Origin of the sequence: Chromobacterium sp. S0633, from assembly GCF_024158805.1 — a bacterium.
GTDB lineage: Bacteria > Pseudomonadota > Gammaproteobacteria > Burkholderiales > Chromobacteriaceae > Chromobacterium.
In genome coordinates this window covers 1-15,861 of the sequence record NZ_JAMZGH010000073.1, presented here as the reverse complement: position 1 = coordinate 15,861, position 15,861 = coordinate 1, and the positions used below count along the sequence as shown (strand labels likewise).

Sequence of the window (15,861 nt, the reverse complement as noted above, 5' to 3'; positions counted from 1 at the left end):
TTCCGTACCACCGACGTAACGGGCGCCGTTACCCTGTCGGAAGGCGTGGAAATGGTAATGCCGGGCGACAACGTGGAGATCACTGTTGAGCTGATCGCTCCGATCGCCATGGAAGATGGTCTGCGTTTCGCCATCCGCGAAGGCGGTCGTACCGTCGGCGCCGGTGTGGTAGCTAAGATCATCGCTTAATCAGGTTTAAAGGCCAGTAGCTCAATTGGTAGAGTATCGGTCTCCAAAACCGAGGGTTGGGGGTTCGAGACCCTCCTGGCCTGCCAATTAAGACCAGCCGGCGCTTGTGCGCCGGTTGGTCTTTTGTCGCATACGCGCAAGAGAAGATATCGACATGGAAATGCAAGATAAAATCAAGCTGGCGCTGGCCGGTTTGCTGGTGGCGGCCGGTATCGTCGGCTTTTACATGATTCCGGCGGACCAGGGTATTTTGCGCGCGCTTTCGTTTGTGGCCGGCGTGATTCTGGCGGTTGGGGCGGTTTGGCTGTCGCAGCCGGGCAAGAGTTTCGTCACCTACGCCAACGAGTCTCTGGTCGAGGCTCGCAAGGTGGTGTGGCCCACTCGCAAAGAGGCGATGCAGATGACCGGCATGGTGTTTGTTTTCGTGCTGGTGCTGGCCTTGTTCATGTGGTTGGTGGACTCCAGTCTGTCCTGGTTGTTTTATGATGTGATTCTCGGTCGAGGTAAATAATGGCAATGCGCTGGTATGTGGTTCACGCTTATTCTGGCTTTGAAAAAAGCGTGCAAAAGGCGTTGCGCGAGCGCATCGAGCGTTCTCATGTCGCCGATCAATTTGGTCAAATTCTGGTGCCGGTGGAAGAGGTCGTCGACGTCAAGAATGGTCGTCGCTCCATTACCGAGCGCAAGTTTTTCCCGGGCTATGTGTTGGTCGAGATGGAAATGACCGACGATACCTGGCATCTGGTCAAGAGCACACCGAAAGTAACCGGTTTTGTTGGCGGTACCGCCAACCGCCCGGCGCCGATTTCCAAGAAGGAAGTCGAGGCCATCATGCAGCAGATGCAAGAGGGCGTGGAAAAGCCGAAGCCGAAGGTGTTGTTCGAAGTGGGCGAGAAGGTGCGTGTTATCGACGGCCCGTTCAACGACTTTAACGGTTCGGTCGACGAAGTGAACTACGAGCGCAACAAGCTGCGCGTGTCGGTGCAGATTTTTGGCCGCGACACCCCGGTTGAGCTCGAATTCAGTCAGGTTGAGAAGTTGTAAGCCTGCCTCTTGGCAAGCTTTTTTTAAGCGTGTATACTGTTGCGCTTTCGTCGGGAAGCGAGTTGACGCTCGCGCTATACCCAAACTAGGAGTTTAATCGTGGCAAAGAAAATTGTCGGCTATATCAAGCTGCAAGTGCCCGCTGGCAAAGCCAACCCGTCGCCGCCGATCGGTCCGGCCCTGGGTCAGCGTGGTCTGAACATCATGGAATTCTGCAAGGCGTTCAACGCCGCGACCCAAGGCGTTGAGCCGGGTCTGCCGATTCCCGTAGTGATTACCGCATTCGCGGACAAGTCCTTCACCTTCGTGATGAAGACCCCGCCGGCCACCATTCTTCTGAAGAAGGCTGCTGGCATCAAGTCCGGTTCGGCCAAGGCCAATACCGACAAGGTGGGTAAAGTGACTCGCGCTCAGCTGGAAGAAATCGCCAAGACCAAGCAGCCGGATCTGACCGCTGCCGATCTGGACGCCGCTGTTCGCACCATCGCCGGCTCCGCCCGTTCGATGGGTCTGGAAGTGGAGGGCGTGTAATGGCTAAGGTTTCCAAGCGCTTGCAAGCTCTGAAGGCTGGCGTTGATCGCAACAAGCTGTACGCTATCGACGAAGCGATCTCCCTGGTGAAAGCCGCCGCCACCGCCAAATTCGACGAGTCCATCGACGTGGCCGTGAATCTGGGCGTGGATCCGCGTAAATCCGACCAAGTGGTTCGTGGTTCCGTGGTTCTGCCGCGCGGTACCGGCAAGTCCGTACGCGTTGCCGTGTTCGCTCAAGGCGCGAACGCTGAAGCCGCTAAAGCCGCTGGCGCGGAAGTCGTTGGTTTCGACGATCTGGCCGAGCAGGTTAAAGCCGGCAATCTGGACTTCGACATCGTGATCGCCTCCCCGGACGCCATGCGCGTTGTGGGTCAGCTGGGTCAGATCCTGGGCCCGCGCGGCCTGATGCCGAACCCGAAGGTGGGTACCGTGACCCCGAACGTAGCCGAGGCTGTGAAAAACGCCAAGGCCGGTCAGGTTCAGTACCGTACCGACAAGGCCGGTATCGTTCACGCCACCATCGGCCGCGCTTCTTTCGAAGCCGAAGCCCTGCGTGAAAACTTCTCCGCTCTGGTTGATGCCCTGGTGAAAGCCAAGCCGGCAGCTTCCAAGGGCGTGTATCTGAAAAAGATCGCCGTATCCAGCACCATGGGTGTCGGCGCTCGTGTAGATACCAACTCGATCAGCGCTTAATCGCTGTTTGAGTTTGGCGGGGCGGTTCGCCGCCTCGCCAAGGCTTTGGGCTGGCAAGTTCGCTTGCCAGGTTGTCAAAGACCGTAGGCGCCGCAAGGCTTAATCGCAGATTTGCCGGTATGGAAGTCCGCACCCTACGCAGATGGTGTACCCGAAACAGGCTTCTGAACAAAGTTCAAGCTCATGTAGCTCAGGGGTAGAGCACTCCCTTGGTAAGGGAGAGGTCGGCGGTTCAATTCCGCCCATGAGCACCAGTTCTTTATGATGTCTCCTGATGTAGGTCGCCGCTGCAAAGCGAAGCGAAAATCCTTTCGCTTCATTTCAGTCTAGGAGGTAGACCTTGAGTCTCAATATCGAAGATAAAAAGGCGGTCGTAGCTGAAGTATCTGCCACGCTGGCAGACGCTCAGACCCTCGTTATCGCTGAATATCGGGGCATCGAGGTAAGCAGCATGACCAAACTCCGCGCTCAGGCGCGCGAGAATGGCGTATACCTGCGCGTTCTGAAGAACACGCTGGTTCGCCGTGCTGTGGAAGGCACTCCGTTTGCCGGTCTGGCTGACCAAATGGTCGGCCCGCTGGTTTACGCTGTTTCCACCGACCCGGTAGCTGCTGCCAAGGTGCTGCATCAATATGCCAAGGCTGACGACAAAATCATCGTCAAAGCAGGTTCCTACGATGGCCAGGTGCTGAACGCCGCTCAGGTTGCTGAGCTCGCGTCCATCCCGAGCCGCGAAGAACTGCTGTCCAAGCTTCTCTACGTTATGCAGGCTCCGGTCGCTGGCTTCGCCCGCGCGCTGGCCGCCCTGTCCGACAAGAAGCAAGCCGAAGCCGCTTAACTTATTTGATTCTTATAGAATTCAGGAGATTTTCACATGGCAATCACCAAAGAAGACATCCTCGAGGCCGTTGCTGGTCTGACCGTGATGGAACTGAACGACCTGGTTAAGGCGTTCGAAGAGAAGTTCGGCGTTTCCGCCGCTGCTGTTGCTGTTGCTGGCCCGGCTGGCGCCGGCGCTGCTGCCGCTGAAGAAAAAACCGAGTTTGACGTTATCCTGACTGGCGCTGGCGACAACAAGGTTGGCGTGATCAAGGTTGTGCGCGCAATCACCGGTCTGGGCCTGAAAGAAGCCAAAGACCTGGTTGACGGCGCTCCGAAAGCCCTGAAAGAAGGCGTGGCGAAGGCTGAAGCCGACGACATCCTGAAACAGCTGACCGAAGCCGGTGCTAAGGCTGAAATCAAATAATCTTCTTTGAAAAAAGAGGGTGAGGCTGGCGGAGAAATCCGCCAGCCTTATTGCGCTTGTAGTTGGCCGAAACGAAGAAGGTAAAAGCCAGCAATTATTGAGCGTGGCTGCTGACTTTTGGTTTCTTGCTTGCGCCACCCCACCTCGATGGAGACTCTATGAGTTATTCGTTTACTGAGAAGAAGCGTATTCGTAAAAGTTTTGCGAAGCGTGCCAGTGTTCTCGATGTCCCATTCCTGTTGGCGACCCAGATTGATTCCTACACCGAATTTCTCCAGTTGGGTGTGCCGCTTGACCAGCGTAGGGATGTGGGCCTTCAGGCTGCGTTCAAATCGATCTATCCGATCATCAGCCATAACGGCTATGCGCGTCTGGACTTCGCTCATTACGTCTTGGGCGAGCCGCCGTTCGACGTGCAGGAGTGCCAGCTGCGCGGCATTACCTACGCCGCTCCGTTGCGCGCGCGCATCCGCCTGACCATCTTCGACAAAGAGTCTTCCAAGCCGGTGGTGAAGGAAGTGCGCGAGAACGAAGTGTACATGGGCGAAATCCCGCTGATGACGACCAATGGTTCGTTCATCATCAACGGCACCGAGCGCGTCATCGTTTCTCAGTTGCATCGTTCCCCGGGCGTGTTCTTCGAGCACGACCGCGGCAAGACTCATTCCTCCGGCAAACTGTTGTTCTCCGCCCGCGTGATTCCTTACCGCGGTTCCTGGCTGGACTTCGAGTTTGACCCGAAAGACCTGCTGTACTTCCGTATCGACCGTCGCCGCAAGATGCCGGTGACCATCCTGCTGAAGGCGCTGGGTTACACCAACGAAGAAATCCTGTCCGAGTTCTACAGCTTCGACACCTTCTACCTGACCAAGAGCGGCGTGTTCATGCGCGTGGTTCCGGATCGTCTGAAGGGCGAAGTGGCCAAGTTCGACATCGTTGCCGCCGACGGCAAGCTGATCGTGGCCAAGGACAAGCGTATTACCGCCAAGCACATCCGCGACATCCAGACCGCTGAGCTGGACCGCATCGAAGTGCCGGCCGACGCGCTGCTGGGCAAGGTGCTGGCGCACAACGTCGCCAACGCCGACACCGGCGAGCTGATTTCGCGCGCCAACGACGAAGTGACCGAGGAAGTGCTGGCCAAGCTGGCGCTGGCCGATATCCAGCAGGTGGAAGTGTTGTTCACCAACGATCTGGATCAGGGCTCCTACATCTCCCAGACGCTGCGCGCCGACGACATCCAGGACCAGCTGCAGGCCCGCGTGGCCATCTACCGCATGATGCGTCCGGGCGAACCGCCGACGGAAGACGCGGTGGAAGCGCTGTTCCAGCGTCTGTTCTTCAGCGAAGAAACCTACGATCTGTCGCGCGTGGGCCGCATGAAGTTCAGCTCGCGCACCTACCAGTACAAATTCGACGACAAGACCCCTGAGTGGTTCAAGGTGCTGATCGGCGAGAAGTTCGCCGAGCGTCGCGATGTGATGGAAGGCACGCTGTCGACTGAAGACATCGTGTCCGTGATCGCCATCCTGACCGAGCTGCGCAATGGCCGCGGCGAAGTGGACGATATCGATCACCTGGGCAACCGTCGCGTGCGTTCGGTGGGCGAACTGGCCGAAAACCAGTTCCGTGCCGGCCTGGTGCGCGTGGAGCGCGCGGTCAAGGAACGCCTGAATCAGGCGGAATCCGACAACCTGATGCCGCACGACCTGATCAACGCCAAGCCGGTGTCCGCCGCGATCAAGGAGTTCTTCGGCTCCTCGCAGCTGTCCCAGTTCATGGACCAGACCAACCCGCTGTCGGAAATCACCCACAAGCGCCGCGTATCGGCTCTTGGCCCGGGCGGTTTGACCCGCGAACGCGCCGGCTTCGAAGTGCGCGACGTACACCCGACCCACTACGGCCGCGTGTGCCCGATCGAAACGCCGGAAGGCCCGAACATCGGTCTGATCAACTCCTTGTCCGTCTATGCGCGCACCAATGAGTTCGGCTTCCTGGAAACCCCGTACCGCAAGGTAGTGGACAGCAAGGTCACCAACGAGATCGACTACCTGTCCGCGATCGAAGAAGGCCGCTACGTGATTGCTCAGGCCAATGCCGAGTTGAGCGAAGAAGGCGCGCTGATCGACGAGCTGGTGACCTGCCGCGAGAAGGGCGAAACCATTCTGGCGACTCCGGACCGCGTACAGTACATGGACGTGGCCACCGGTCAGGTGGTGTCCGTCGCCGCTTCGCTGATTCCATTCCTGGAACACGATGACGCCAACCGCGCATTGATGGGCGCCAACATGCAGCGCCAGGCCGTGCCTTGCCTGCGTCCGGAAAAAGCCCTGGTGGGCACCGGTATCGAGCGCTCGGTGGCGGTTGACTCCGGCACCACCGTGGTGGCGCGTCGCGGCGGCGTGGTCGACTATGTCGACGCGACCCGCGTGGTGGTTCGCGTCAACGACGAAGAAGCCGTTGCCGGCGAAGTGGGCGTGGACATCTACAACCTGACCAAGTTCACCCGCTCCAACCAGAACACCAACATCAACCAGCGTCCGGTGGTGAAAGTGGGCGACCACATCGCCCGCGGCGACGTGGTGGCCGACGGCGCCTCCACCGATCTGGGCGAGCTGGCGCTGGGTCAGAACATGACCATCGCCTTCATGCCGTGGAACGGTTACAACTACGAGGACTCGATCCTGATCTCGGAGAAGCTGGTCGCCGAAGACCGCTACACCTCGATCCATATCGAAGAACTGTCCGTGGTTGCCCGCGACACCAAGCTGGGCCCCGAGGAAATCACCCGCGACATCCCGAACCTGTCCGAGCGCATGGCCGGCCGTCTGGATGAATCCGGCATCGTGTACATCGGCGCCGAAGTCGAAGCCGGCGACGTGCTGGTGGGCAAGGTGACGCCTAAGGGTGAAACCCAGCTGACCCCGGAAGAGAAGCTGCTGCGCGCGATCTTCGGCGAGAAGGCTTCCGACGTGAAGGACACCTCGCTGCGCGTGCCGACCGGCACCGTGGGCACCGTGATCGACGTTCAGGTGTTTACCCGCGAAGGTATTGAGCGCGACAAGCGCGCCCAGTCCATCATCGATTCGGAACTGAAGCGCTATCGCCTGGACCTGAACGACCAGCTGCGTATTTTCGATAACGACGCCTTCAGCCGTATCGAGCGTCTGATCGTCGGCAAAGTGGCCAACGGCGGTCCGAAGCGTTTGGTGAAAGGCACTGTGATCGATCAGGAATACCTGGCCGATCTGCCGTCCAAGCACGACTGGTTCGACATCCGCATGGCCGATGAAGATATCGCCAAGCAGCTGGAGCTGATCAAGGAAAGTCTGGCGCAGAAGCGCGAAGAATTCGACCTCAAGTTCGAAGACAAGAAGCGCAAGCTGACCCAGGGCGACGAGCTGCCGCCGGGCGTGCAGAAGATGGTCAAGGTTTACCTGGCCGTTAAGCGCCGCCTGCAGGCCGGCGACAAGATGGCCGGCCGTCACGGCAACAAGGGCGTGGTATCGCGCATCCTGCCGATCGAAGACATGCCTTACATGGGCGACGGCCGTCCGGTCGACATCGTGCTGAACCCGCTGGGTGTACCGTCGCGTATGAACATCGGTCAGATCCTGGAAGTGCATCTGGGTTGGGCCGCCAAGGGTATCGGCGAGCGCATCGACCGCATGATCAAGGATCAGCAGAACGCTTCCTTGGTGCGCGGCTATCTGGAGCGCATCTACAACGAAGCGGGCAAGGTCGAGGACATCGCCTCGCTGAGCGACAACGAAGTGCTGGCCCTGGCGGACAATCTGCGCAAGGGCATGCCGTTCGCGACGCCGGTGTTCGACGGCGCCAAGGAGACCGAGATCAAGCACATGCTGGATCTGGCCTACCCGGATGCGGACCCGCTGACCGAGAAAATGGGCTTTAATGAGTCCAAGACCCAGATGACCCTGTACGACGGCCGCTCCGGCGAAGCCTTCGACCGCAAGGTCACCGTGGGCGTGATGCACTATCTGAAGCTGCATCACCTGGTCGACGACAAGATGCACGCGCGTTCCACCGGCCCGTACTCGCTGGTGACTCAGCAGCCGCTGGGCGGTAAGGCCCAGTTCGGCGGCCAGCGTTTCGGTGAGATGGAGGTTTGGGCGCTGGAAGCTTACGGCGCCGCCTACACCCTGCAGGAAATGCTGACCGTGAAGTCGGACGATGTGACCGGTCGTACCAAGGTGTACGAGAACATCGTCAAGGGCGAGCACAAGATCGATGCCGGCATGCCGGAATCCTTCAACGTGCTGGTGAAGGAAATCCGTTCGCTCGGCCTCGACATGGACCTGGAACGTTATTGATTGGGTTGAATGGGCGCGGCAAGCCGCCGCGCCTGTCCCCTGACTGGAGACGCAATGAAAGCTCTGCTCGACCTCTTTAAGCAAGTTACGCAAGAAGAAGAGTTTGATGCGATTAAGATCGGCATCGCCTCGCCTGACAAGATCCGTTCCTGGTCTTATGGTGAAGTAAAAAAGCCTGAAACCATCAACTATCGTACCTTCAAACCGGAGCGCGACGGCCTGTTCTGCGCGCGCATCTTCGGACCGGTGAAGGACTATGAGTGCTTGTGCGGCAAGTACAAGCGCCTGAAGCATCGCGGCGTGATCTGCGAGAAGTGCGGCGTGGAAGTCACCTTGTCCAAGGTGCGTCGCGAACGCATGGGCCACATCGAGCTGGCCAGCCCGACCGCGCACATCTGGTTCCTGAAGTCGCTGCCGTCGCGTCTGGGCATGGTGCTGGACATGACGCTGCGCGACATCGAACGCGTGCTGTACTTCGAAGCGTTCGTGGTGACCGATCCGGGCATGACCCCGCTGCAATACCGTCAGCTGCTGACCGAAGAGGACTTCCTGGACAAGGAAGACCAGTACGGTGAAGAGTTCGTCGCCATGATGGGCGCCGAAGCGGTCAAGGAACTCTTGAAGAAGCTGAACCTGGACAGCGAGATCGAGACCCTGCGCGCCGAACTCAAGGCCACCAGCTCCGACACCAAGATCAAGAAGATCTCCAAGCGCCTGAAAGTGCTGGAGGCCTTCCAGCGTTCCGGCATGAAGCCGGAATGGATGATCCTGGAAGTGCTGCCGGTGCTGCCGCCGGAACTGCGTCCGCTGGTGCCGCTGGACGGCGGTCGCTTCGCGACTTCCGATCTGAACGATCTGTATCGCCGCGTGATCAACCGTAACAACCGTCTGAAGCGCCTGCTGGAACTGCGCGCGCCGGACATCATCGTGCGCAACGAGAAGCGCATGCTGCAGGAATCGGTTGACTCGCTGCTGGACAACGGCCGTCGCGGCAAGGCGATGACCGGCGCCAACAAGCGTCCGCTGAAATCGCTGGCCGACATGATCAAGGGCAAGGGCGGTCGTTTCCGTCAGAACTTGCTGGGTAAGCGCGTGGACTACTCCGGTCGTTCCGTGATTACCGTGGGCCCGACCCTGCGTCTGCATCAGTGCGGCCTGCCTAAGAAAATGGCGCTGGAGCTGTTCAAGCCTTTCATCTTCCACAAGCTGGAAGTGATGGGCCTGGCCTCCACCATCAAGGCGGCCAAGAAGCTGGTCGAGCAGGAAGTGCCGGAAGTCTGGGACATCCTGGAAGACGTGATCCGCGAGCATCCGGTACTGCTGAACCGTGCGCCTACGCTGCACCGCCTGGGTATCCAGGCGTTCGAGCCGGTGCTGATCGAAGGCAAGGCCATCCAACTGCACCCGCTGGTCTGCGCGGCGTTCAACGCCGACTTCGACGGTGACCAGATGGCCGTTCACGTGCCGCTGTCGCTGGAAGCGCAGATGGAAGCCCGCACCCTGATGCTGGCCACCAACAACGTGCTGTCCCCGGCCAACGGCGACCCGATCATCGTGCCGTCGCAGGATATCGTGTTGGGTCTGTACTACATGACCCGCGATAAGGTGAACGGCAAGGGCGAAGGCATGGTGTTTGCGGACACCAAGGAAGTGCATCGCGCCTACGAAACCCGTCAGGTTGAGCTGGCGACGCGCATCACCGTGCGTCTGCGCGAGTGGGAAAAAGACGAGCAGGGCGAGTTCCAGCCGGTGATCAAGCGTTACGACACCACCGTGGGTCGCGCCATTCTGTCCGACATCCTGCCGAAAGGCCTGCCGTTCGAGCACATCAACAAGGCACTGAAGAAGAAGGAAATCTCCAAGCTGATCAACGTATCGTTCCGCCGTTGCGGCATCCGCGATACCGTGATCTTCGCCGACCAGTTGATGTACACCGGTTTCGCCTACTCCACTCGCGGCGGCATCTCCATTTGCGTGGACGATATGCAGATCCCGGCCAAGAAGGTCGACCTGCTCGCCGACGCGCAGAAGGAAGTCAAAGAGATCGAAGAGCAGTACCGTCAAGGTCTGGTCACCCAGGGCGAACGCTACAACAAGGTAGTGGACATCTGGGGCCGCACCGGCGACAAGATCGCCAAGGCGATGATGGACGAGCTGTCCAAGCAGAAGGTGCTGGACCGCGAAGGCAAGGAAGTCGATCAGGAATCCTTCAACTCCATTTACATGATGGCCGACTCGGGCGCGCGGGGTTCCGCCGCTCAGATCAAGCAGCTGGCCGGCATGCGGGGTCTGATGGCCAAGCCGGACGGCTCGATTATCGAGACGCCGATTACCGCGAACTTCCGCGAAGGCCTGACCGTACTGCAGTACTTTATTTCCACTCACGGTGCGCGTAAGGGTCTGGCGGATACCGCTTTGAAGACCGCGAACTCCGGTTACCTGACGCGTCGTCTGGTCGACGTGACCCAGGACTTGGTGGTGATCGAGGACGATTGCGGCACCAGCAACGGCTTCACCATGAAGGCCGTGCTGCAAGGCGGCGACGTGATCGAACCGCTGCGCGACCGCATCCTGGGCCGCGTGGCCGCGATCGACCTGGTGGATCCGTCCACCGGCGAGACCGTGATCGAAGCCGGCACCCTGCTGGACGAGCATCTGGTGGACGTGGTGGACAGCTTGGGCATCGACGAAGTGAAGGTGCGTACCGCCATCACTTGCGACACCCGCTACGGCCTGTGCGCCAAGTGCTATGGTCGCGACCTGGCGCGCGGCAAGCGCGTCAACGCCGGCGAAGCCATCGGCGTGATCGCCGCCCAGTCCATTGGCGAACCGGGCACCCAGCTGACCATGCGTACCTTCCACATCGGTGGCGCGGCGTCGCGAAACGCGGCCGCCAGCCAGGTGGAGGGCAAGTCCAACGGCACCGTGCGCTTCTCCAGTCAGATGCGCTATGTGGCGAACACCAAGGGCGAGCTGATCGTCATCACCCGCTCCGGCGAAGTGGTGATCCACGACGATATGGGCCGTGAGCGCGAGCGTCACAAAGTGCCGTACGGCGCGACCCTGATGGTCACCGACGGTCTGGTGATCAAGGCGGGCGCCGTGTTGGCCACTTGGGACCCGCACACCCGTCCGATCATCACCGAGTACGCTGGCCGCGTGAAGTTCGAAAACGTGGAAGAGGGCAACACCGTAGCCAAGCAGACCGACGAAGTGACGGGCCTGTCGACGCTGGTGGTGATCGATCCGAAGCGCCGCGCCGGTTCGCAGTCCAAGATGCTGCGTCCTCTGGTGAAGCTGCTGGACGACAACGGCAACGAAGTGAAGCTGGCCGGTTCCGAAGCCTCGGTATCGATCACCTTCCAGGTGGGCGCCATTATCACGGTGCGCGACGGTCAGGAAGTGGGCAAGGGCGAAGTGCTGGCCCGCATCCCGCAAGAATCGTCCAAGACCCGCGATATTACCGGTGGTCTGCCGCGTGTGGCCGAGCTGTTCGAAGCGCGTTCGCCGAAAGACGCCGGCATGCTGGCGGAAGTGACCGGTACGATCTCCTTCGGTAAGGACACCAAGGGCAAGCAGCGCCTGATCATCACCGATCTGGAAGGCAACGGTTACGAAAACCTGATCCCGAAAGACAAGCACGTGCTGGTGCACGACGGTCAGGTGGTGAACCGCGGCGAATCCATCGTCGACGGTCCGGTGGATCCGCACGACATTCTGCGTCTGCAGGGTATCGAGGCCTTGGCTCGCTACATCGTTCAAGAGGTGCAGGAGGTGTATCGTCTGCAGGGCGTGAAGATCAACGACAAGCACATCGAGGTGATCATTCGCCAGATGCTGCGTCGCGTGATCATCTCCGACAGCGGCGACACCGAGTTCATCCAGGGCGAGCAGGTGGAACGCGCCGACGCGCTGGAAATGAACGACAAGATGCTGGCGGAAGGCCGCGAGCCTGCGCAGTACGAAAACGTGCTGCTGGGTATCACCAAGGCGTCCTTGTCCACCGACTCCTTCATCTCCGCGGCTTCCTTCCAGGAAACAACCCGCGTGCTGACCGAAGCGGCGATCATGGGCAAGAAGGACGACTTGCGCGGCCTGAAGGAAAACGTGATCGTCGGTCGTCTGATCCCGGCGGGTACCGGCCTGGCTTACCACCGCACCCGTCGCGGTTCGACGCAGCATACGCTGGAAGCGGCCGAAGCTCAGTTCTTCGACATCGCCCCGGCCGACGCGCTCGACAGCAACGAATAACGCTTAGTCGTCCTGGCTGGAAAGGGGCGGAATTGCCCGCCTCGGAAGGCCCTGACGCAAAGTGTTGAAAAAACGCTGCCCTATCAACGGTTAAGGTGATGGGGCGGCGTTGTTTTCATTGACGGTAGGACGTTGACTAAAATATAATCCTCCGTCCTTTCTGGCGGCGTGTTGCCGCTGGAGAGCTTCAACTAGGAACTGATAGTAATGCCAACCATTAACCAACTCGTTCGCAAAGGCCGCGTCGCCATCAAGGCGAAGAGCAAGGTGCCTGCGCTGGAAGCCTGCCCGCAGAAGCGTGGCGTGTGCACCCGTGTCTACACCACCACTCCGAAGAAGCCGAACTCGGCTCTGCGTAAAGTGTGCAAGGTTCGTCTGACCAACGGTTTCGAAGTGATTTCCTACATTGGTGGTGAAGGCCACAACCTGCAGGAACACTCCGTAGTGCTGCTCCGCGGCGGTCGTGTAAAAGACTTGCCGGGTGTTCGCTACCACACCGTTCGCGGCTCCCTCGACACCGCAGGTGTTAAAGACCGTAAACAGGCTCGTTCCAAGTACGGCGCCAAGCGTCCCAAGTAATTGGGTTGCACTCAAGGCGGCCTGATCAACACTCAGGGTCGTCTAGTAAGTGACTGCTCCATTGGGTAGTCATGAGCCAAAGCTCAACTGAATAATCTAAGGAAGTAACATGCCACGTCGCAGAGAAGTCCCCAAGCGCGAAATCCTGCCGGATCCGAAGTTCGGTTCCCAGGACCTGTCCAAGTTCATGAACGTAGTCATGATCGATGGCAAGAAATCCGTTGCAGAACGCATCATCTATGGTGCTCTGGAACAGATCGAAAAGAAATCCGGCAAGAATGCCCTGGAAGTATTCAACACCGCTCTGGCCAACGCCAAGCCGGTTGTTGAAGTAAAAAGCCGCCGTGTAGGCGGTGCCAACTATCAAGTTCCTGTTGAAGTACGTCCGTCGCGTCGTATGGCTCTGGCCATGCGTTGGCTGCGCGACGCTGCGCGCAAGCGCGGCGAAAAGTCCATGGACCTGCGCCTGGCTGGTGAGTTGCTCGACGCGGCCGAAGGCCGTGGCGGCGCGATGAAGAAGCGTGACGAAGTGCACCGTATGGCAGAAGCCAACAAGGCCTTCTCGCACTTCCGCTTCTAAGCAGACCCACTATTTAAGGTGTAGATCGTGGCAAGGAAAACCCCCATTGAGCGTTACCGTAACATCGGTATCTCCGCTCACATTGACGCCGGTAAGACGACCACTACCGAGCGTATTCTGTTTTACACCGGTGTGAACCACAAGCTGGGCGAGGTTCATGACGGCGCTGCCACCACCGACTGGATGGAGCAGGAGCAGGAGCGTGGCATTACCATCACCTCCGCTGCTGTGACCACCTTCTGGAAAGGTATGGGGATGCAGTTCCCCGAGCACCGCTTCAACATCATCGACACCCCGGGACACGTGGACTTTACCATTGAGGTAGAGCGTTCCATGCGTGTACTGGACGGCGCGGTGATGGTGTACTGCGCGGTGGGCGGCGTTCAGCCCCAGTCTGAAACCGTATGGCGTCAGGCTAACAAGTACAAAGTTCCGCGTATCGCCTTCGTGAACAAGATGGACCGTCAAGGCGCCAACTTCTTCCGTGCGGTTGAACAGGTGAAGACTCGCCTGCGCGGCAATCCGGTGCCCATCGTTGTGCCTATCGGCGCTGAAGATGGTTTCACCGGCGTGGTTGATCTGTTGAAGATGAAGGCCATCATCTGGGATGAAGCGTCCCAGGGCATGAAATTCGAATACGGCGACATCCCGGCCGATCTGGTTTCCGTGGCCGAAGAATGGCGCGAGAAAATGGTCGAAGCCGCTGCTGAAGTCAGCGACGAGATGATGGACAAGTACTTGGGCGGCGAAACGCTGACCGAGGAAGAAATCATCGCCGGCCTGCGCGAGCGTACCCTGCGTTGCGAAATTCAGCCGATGCTGTGCGGCTCCGCGTTCAAGAACAAGGGTGTTCAGCGCATGCTGGACGCCGTGATTGAACTGCTGCCGGCGCCGATCGACATTCCGGCCATCGCGGGTGAAACCGACGGCAAGCCGGCCGAGCGTCACGCTTCCGACGACGAGCCGTTCTCGGCTCTGGCGTTCAAGCTGATGAACGACCCGTACGTTGGTCAGCTGACCTTCTTCCGCGTCTACTCCGGTGTGGTGAAGTCCGGTGATACCGTGCTGAACTCCATCAAGGGCAAGAAAGAGCGTATCGGCCGTATCGTGCAGATGATGGCGAACGACCGTATCGAGCTGGAAGAAGTGCGTGCCGGCGACATCGCCGCCGCCATCGGCCTGAAAGAAGTGACCACCGGCGAAACCCTGTGCGATCTGAACGCCGAAATCATCCTGGAGCGCATGGAGTTCCCGGAGCCGGTGATTCACGTTGCCGTTGAGCCGAAGACCAAGGCCGACCAGGAGAAGATGGGCGTTGCCCTGAACCGCCTGGCCAAGGAAGACCCGTCGTTCCGCGTGCGTACCGACGAAGAATCCGGCCAGACCATTATTTCCGGTATGGGCGAACTGCACCTGGAAATTCTGGTTGACCGCATGCGGCGTGAATTTGGCGTTGAAGCCAACGTTGGCGCTCCGCAAGTGGCTTACCGCGAAACCATTACCAAAGTCGTTACCGACGTTGACGGCAAGCACGTCAAGCAGTCCGGTGGTAAGGGTCAGTACGGCCATGCAGTCATTACCCTGGAGCCGTCCGGCGAAGGCAATGGCTACAAGTTTGTCGACGAGATCAAGGGTGGCGTGATTCCGCGTGAATTCATTCCGTCCGTGGACAAGGGTATTCAGAACACCCTGTCCAGCGGTATTCTCGCCGGCTTCCCGGTGGTGGACGTTACCGTGCGTCTGACCTTCGGTTCCTACCACGACGTCGACTCCTCGCAGATCGCGTTCGAACTGGCGGGCTCCCTGGCATTCAAAGAAGCCATGCGCCGCGCCGGTCCGTGCATCCTCGAGCCGATGATGGCGGTGGAAGTGGAAACTCCGGAAGAGTACATGGGCGATGTAATGGGCGACTTGAACCGTCGTCGCGGCATCGTTCAGGGTATGGACGACGATGGTTTGGGTGGCAAGAAGATCAAGGCCGAAGTACCGCTGGCCGAGATGTTCGGTTACTCCACCGACCTGCGCTCCGCTACCCAGGGTCGTGCGACCTACTCCATGGAGTTCAAGCACTACTCCGAAGCTCCGAAGCATGTTGCTGACGCCGTAATGGCCGCCCGCAAGTAATGCGCGCTGAGGCTGGCCGGATTTAACGATTCGGCCAGTCCCGATCTAATGTTCTTTAATCAAGGATTTTTGCAAAATGGCAAAAGAAAAGTTTGAGCGGACTAAACCGCACGTAAACGTAGGCACCATCGGTCACGTGGACCATGGTAAAACCACTCTGACCGCTGCTATCACCACCATTCTGTCCAAGAAGTTCGGCGGCGAAGCCAAAGACTACTCCCAGATCGACAGCGCGCCGGAAGAGAAGGCTCGTGGTATTACCATTAATACCGCTCACGTAGAATACGA

Annotated in this window: 12 protein-coding genes, 2 tRNA genes and 1 pseudogene; all 15 read left to right on the top strand. The window is 59.3% G+C overall.

What is annotated here, in order from left to right; translation table 11 throughout:
* Positions 1-189 (top strand): annotated as a pseudogene (gene tuf / locus NK214_RS23920) (elongation factor Tu); the annotation flags it as partial.
* Positions 190-199: 10 nt separating this feature from the next.
* A tRNA-Trp gene (locus tag NK214_RS23915) sits at positions 200-275 on the top strand.
* 68 nt (positions 276-343) lie between these two features.
* Positions 344-700: a preprotein translocase subunit SecE gene (secE, locus tag NK214_RS23910; protein ID WP_107797905.1), complete on the top strand. Its 357-nt coding sequence runs from the start codon at positions 344-346 to the stop codon at positions 698-700.
* Positions 700-1,233, top strand: a complete 534-nt coding sequence (nusG, locus tag NK214_RS23905; protein WP_048411720.1) for a transcription termination/antitermination protein NusG — start codon at positions 700-702, stop codon at positions 1,231-1,233. Before secE ends, nusG begins: the two co-directional genes overlap by 1 nt.
* 99 nt (positions 1,234-1,332) lie before the next feature.
* Positions 1,333-1,764, top strand: coding sequence for a 50S ribosomal protein L11 (rplK, locus tag NK214_RS23900; protein WP_048416070.1), 432 nt, complete (start codon positions 1,333-1,335; stop codon positions 1,762-1,764).
* Positions 1,764-2,459, top strand: coding sequence for a 50S ribosomal protein L1 (rplA, locus tag NK214_RS23895; RefSeq protein ID WP_048416069.1), 696 nt, complete (start codon positions 1,764-1,766; stop codon positions 2,457-2,459). The genes rplK and rplA overlap by 1 nt, the downstream gene beginning before the upstream one ends.
* Positions 2,460-2,638: 179 nt before the next feature.
* A tRNA-Thr gene (locus tag NK214_RS23890) sits at positions 2,639-2,713 on the top strand.
* Positions 2,714-2,799: 86 nt separating this feature from the next.
* Positions 2,800-3,297 (top strand): 50S ribosomal protein L10, encoded by a 498-nt coding sequence (gene rplJ, locus NK214_RS23885; protein ID WP_107797906.1) that lies wholly within the window; start codon positions 2,800-2,802, stop codon positions 3,295-3,297.
* A gap of 36 nt (positions 3,298-3,333) precedes the next feature.
* Complete coding sequence (rplL, locus tag NK214_RS23880) at positions 3,334-3,705, top strand: 50S ribosomal protein L7/L12 (RefSeq protein ID WP_019102910.1); 372 nt, start codon at positions 3,334-3,336, stop codon at positions 3,703-3,705.
* Positions 3,706-3,863: 158 nt separating this feature from the next.
* Complete coding sequence (gene rpoB, locus NK214_RS23875; RefSeq protein WP_253315687.1) at positions 3,864-8,039, top strand: DNA-directed RNA polymerase subunit beta; 4,176 nt, start codon at positions 3,864-3,866, stop codon at positions 8,037-8,039.
* A 54-nt stretch (positions 8,040-8,093) separates the two neighbouring features.
* Positions 8,094-12,290, top strand: coding sequence for a DNA-directed RNA polymerase subunit beta' (gene rpoC, locus NK214_RS23870; protein WP_107797908.1), 4,197 nt, complete (start codon positions 8,094-8,096; stop codon positions 12,288-12,290).
* Positions 12,291-12,497: 207 nt separating this feature from the next.
* Entirely contained in the window at positions 12,498-12,869 is a 372-nt protein-coding gene (gene rpsL, locus NK214_RS23865) for a 30S ribosomal protein S12 (protein ID WP_019103491.1), read from the top strand.
* Positions 12,870-12,978: 109 nt separating this feature from the next.
* Positions 12,979-13,449 (top strand): 30S ribosomal protein S7, encoded by a 471-nt coding sequence (gene rpsG / locus NK214_RS23860; protein WP_019103492.1) that lies wholly within the window; start codon positions 12,979-12,981, stop codon positions 13,447-13,449.
* 27 nt (positions 13,450-13,476) lie between these two features.
* Entirely contained in the window at positions 13,477-15,573 is a 2,097-nt protein-coding gene (gene fusA / locus NK214_RS23855) for an elongation factor G (RefSeq protein ID WP_107797909.1), read from the top strand.
* Between the two features lie 76 nt (positions 15,574-15,649).
* The coding region (locus NK214_RS23850) for a GTP-binding protein (RefSeq protein WP_253315686.1) at positions 15,650-15,861 on the top strand (212 nt) is incomplete at its 3' end.

Excerpts from the sequence above, each read along its gene's own strand:
- rpoC (WP_107797908.1), top strand. The coding sequence starts at position 8,094 with ATGAAAGCTCTGCTCGACCTCTTTAAGCAAGTTACGCAAGAAGAAGAG.
- secE (WP_107797905.1), top strand. The coding sequence starts at position 344 with ATGGAAATGCAAGATAAAATCAAGCTGGCGCTGGCCGGTTTGCTGGTG.
- rpsG (WP_019103492.1), top strand. The coding sequence starts at position 12,979 with ATGCCACGTCGCAGAGAAGTCCCCAAGCGCGAAATCCTGCCGGATCCG.
- rpoB (WP_253315687.1), top strand. The coding sequence starts at position 3,864 with ATGAGTTATTCGTTTACTGAGAAGAAGCGTATTCGTAAAAGTTTTGCG.
- rplA (WP_048416069.1), top strand. The coding sequence starts at position 1,764 with ATGGCTAAGGTTTCCAAGCGCTTGCAAGCTCTGAAGGCTGGCGTTGAT.
- rplL (WP_019102910.1), top strand. The coding sequence starts at position 3,334 with ATGGCAATCACCAAAGAAGACATCCTCGAGGCCGTTGCTGGTCTGACC.
- rpsL (WP_019103491.1), top strand. The coding sequence starts at position 12,498 with ATGCCAACCATTAACCAACTCGTTCGCAAAGGCCGCGTCGCCATCAAG.
- nusG (WP_048411720.1), top strand. The coding sequence starts at position 700 with ATGGCAATGCGCTGGTATGTGGTTCACGCTTATTCTGGCTTTGAAAAA.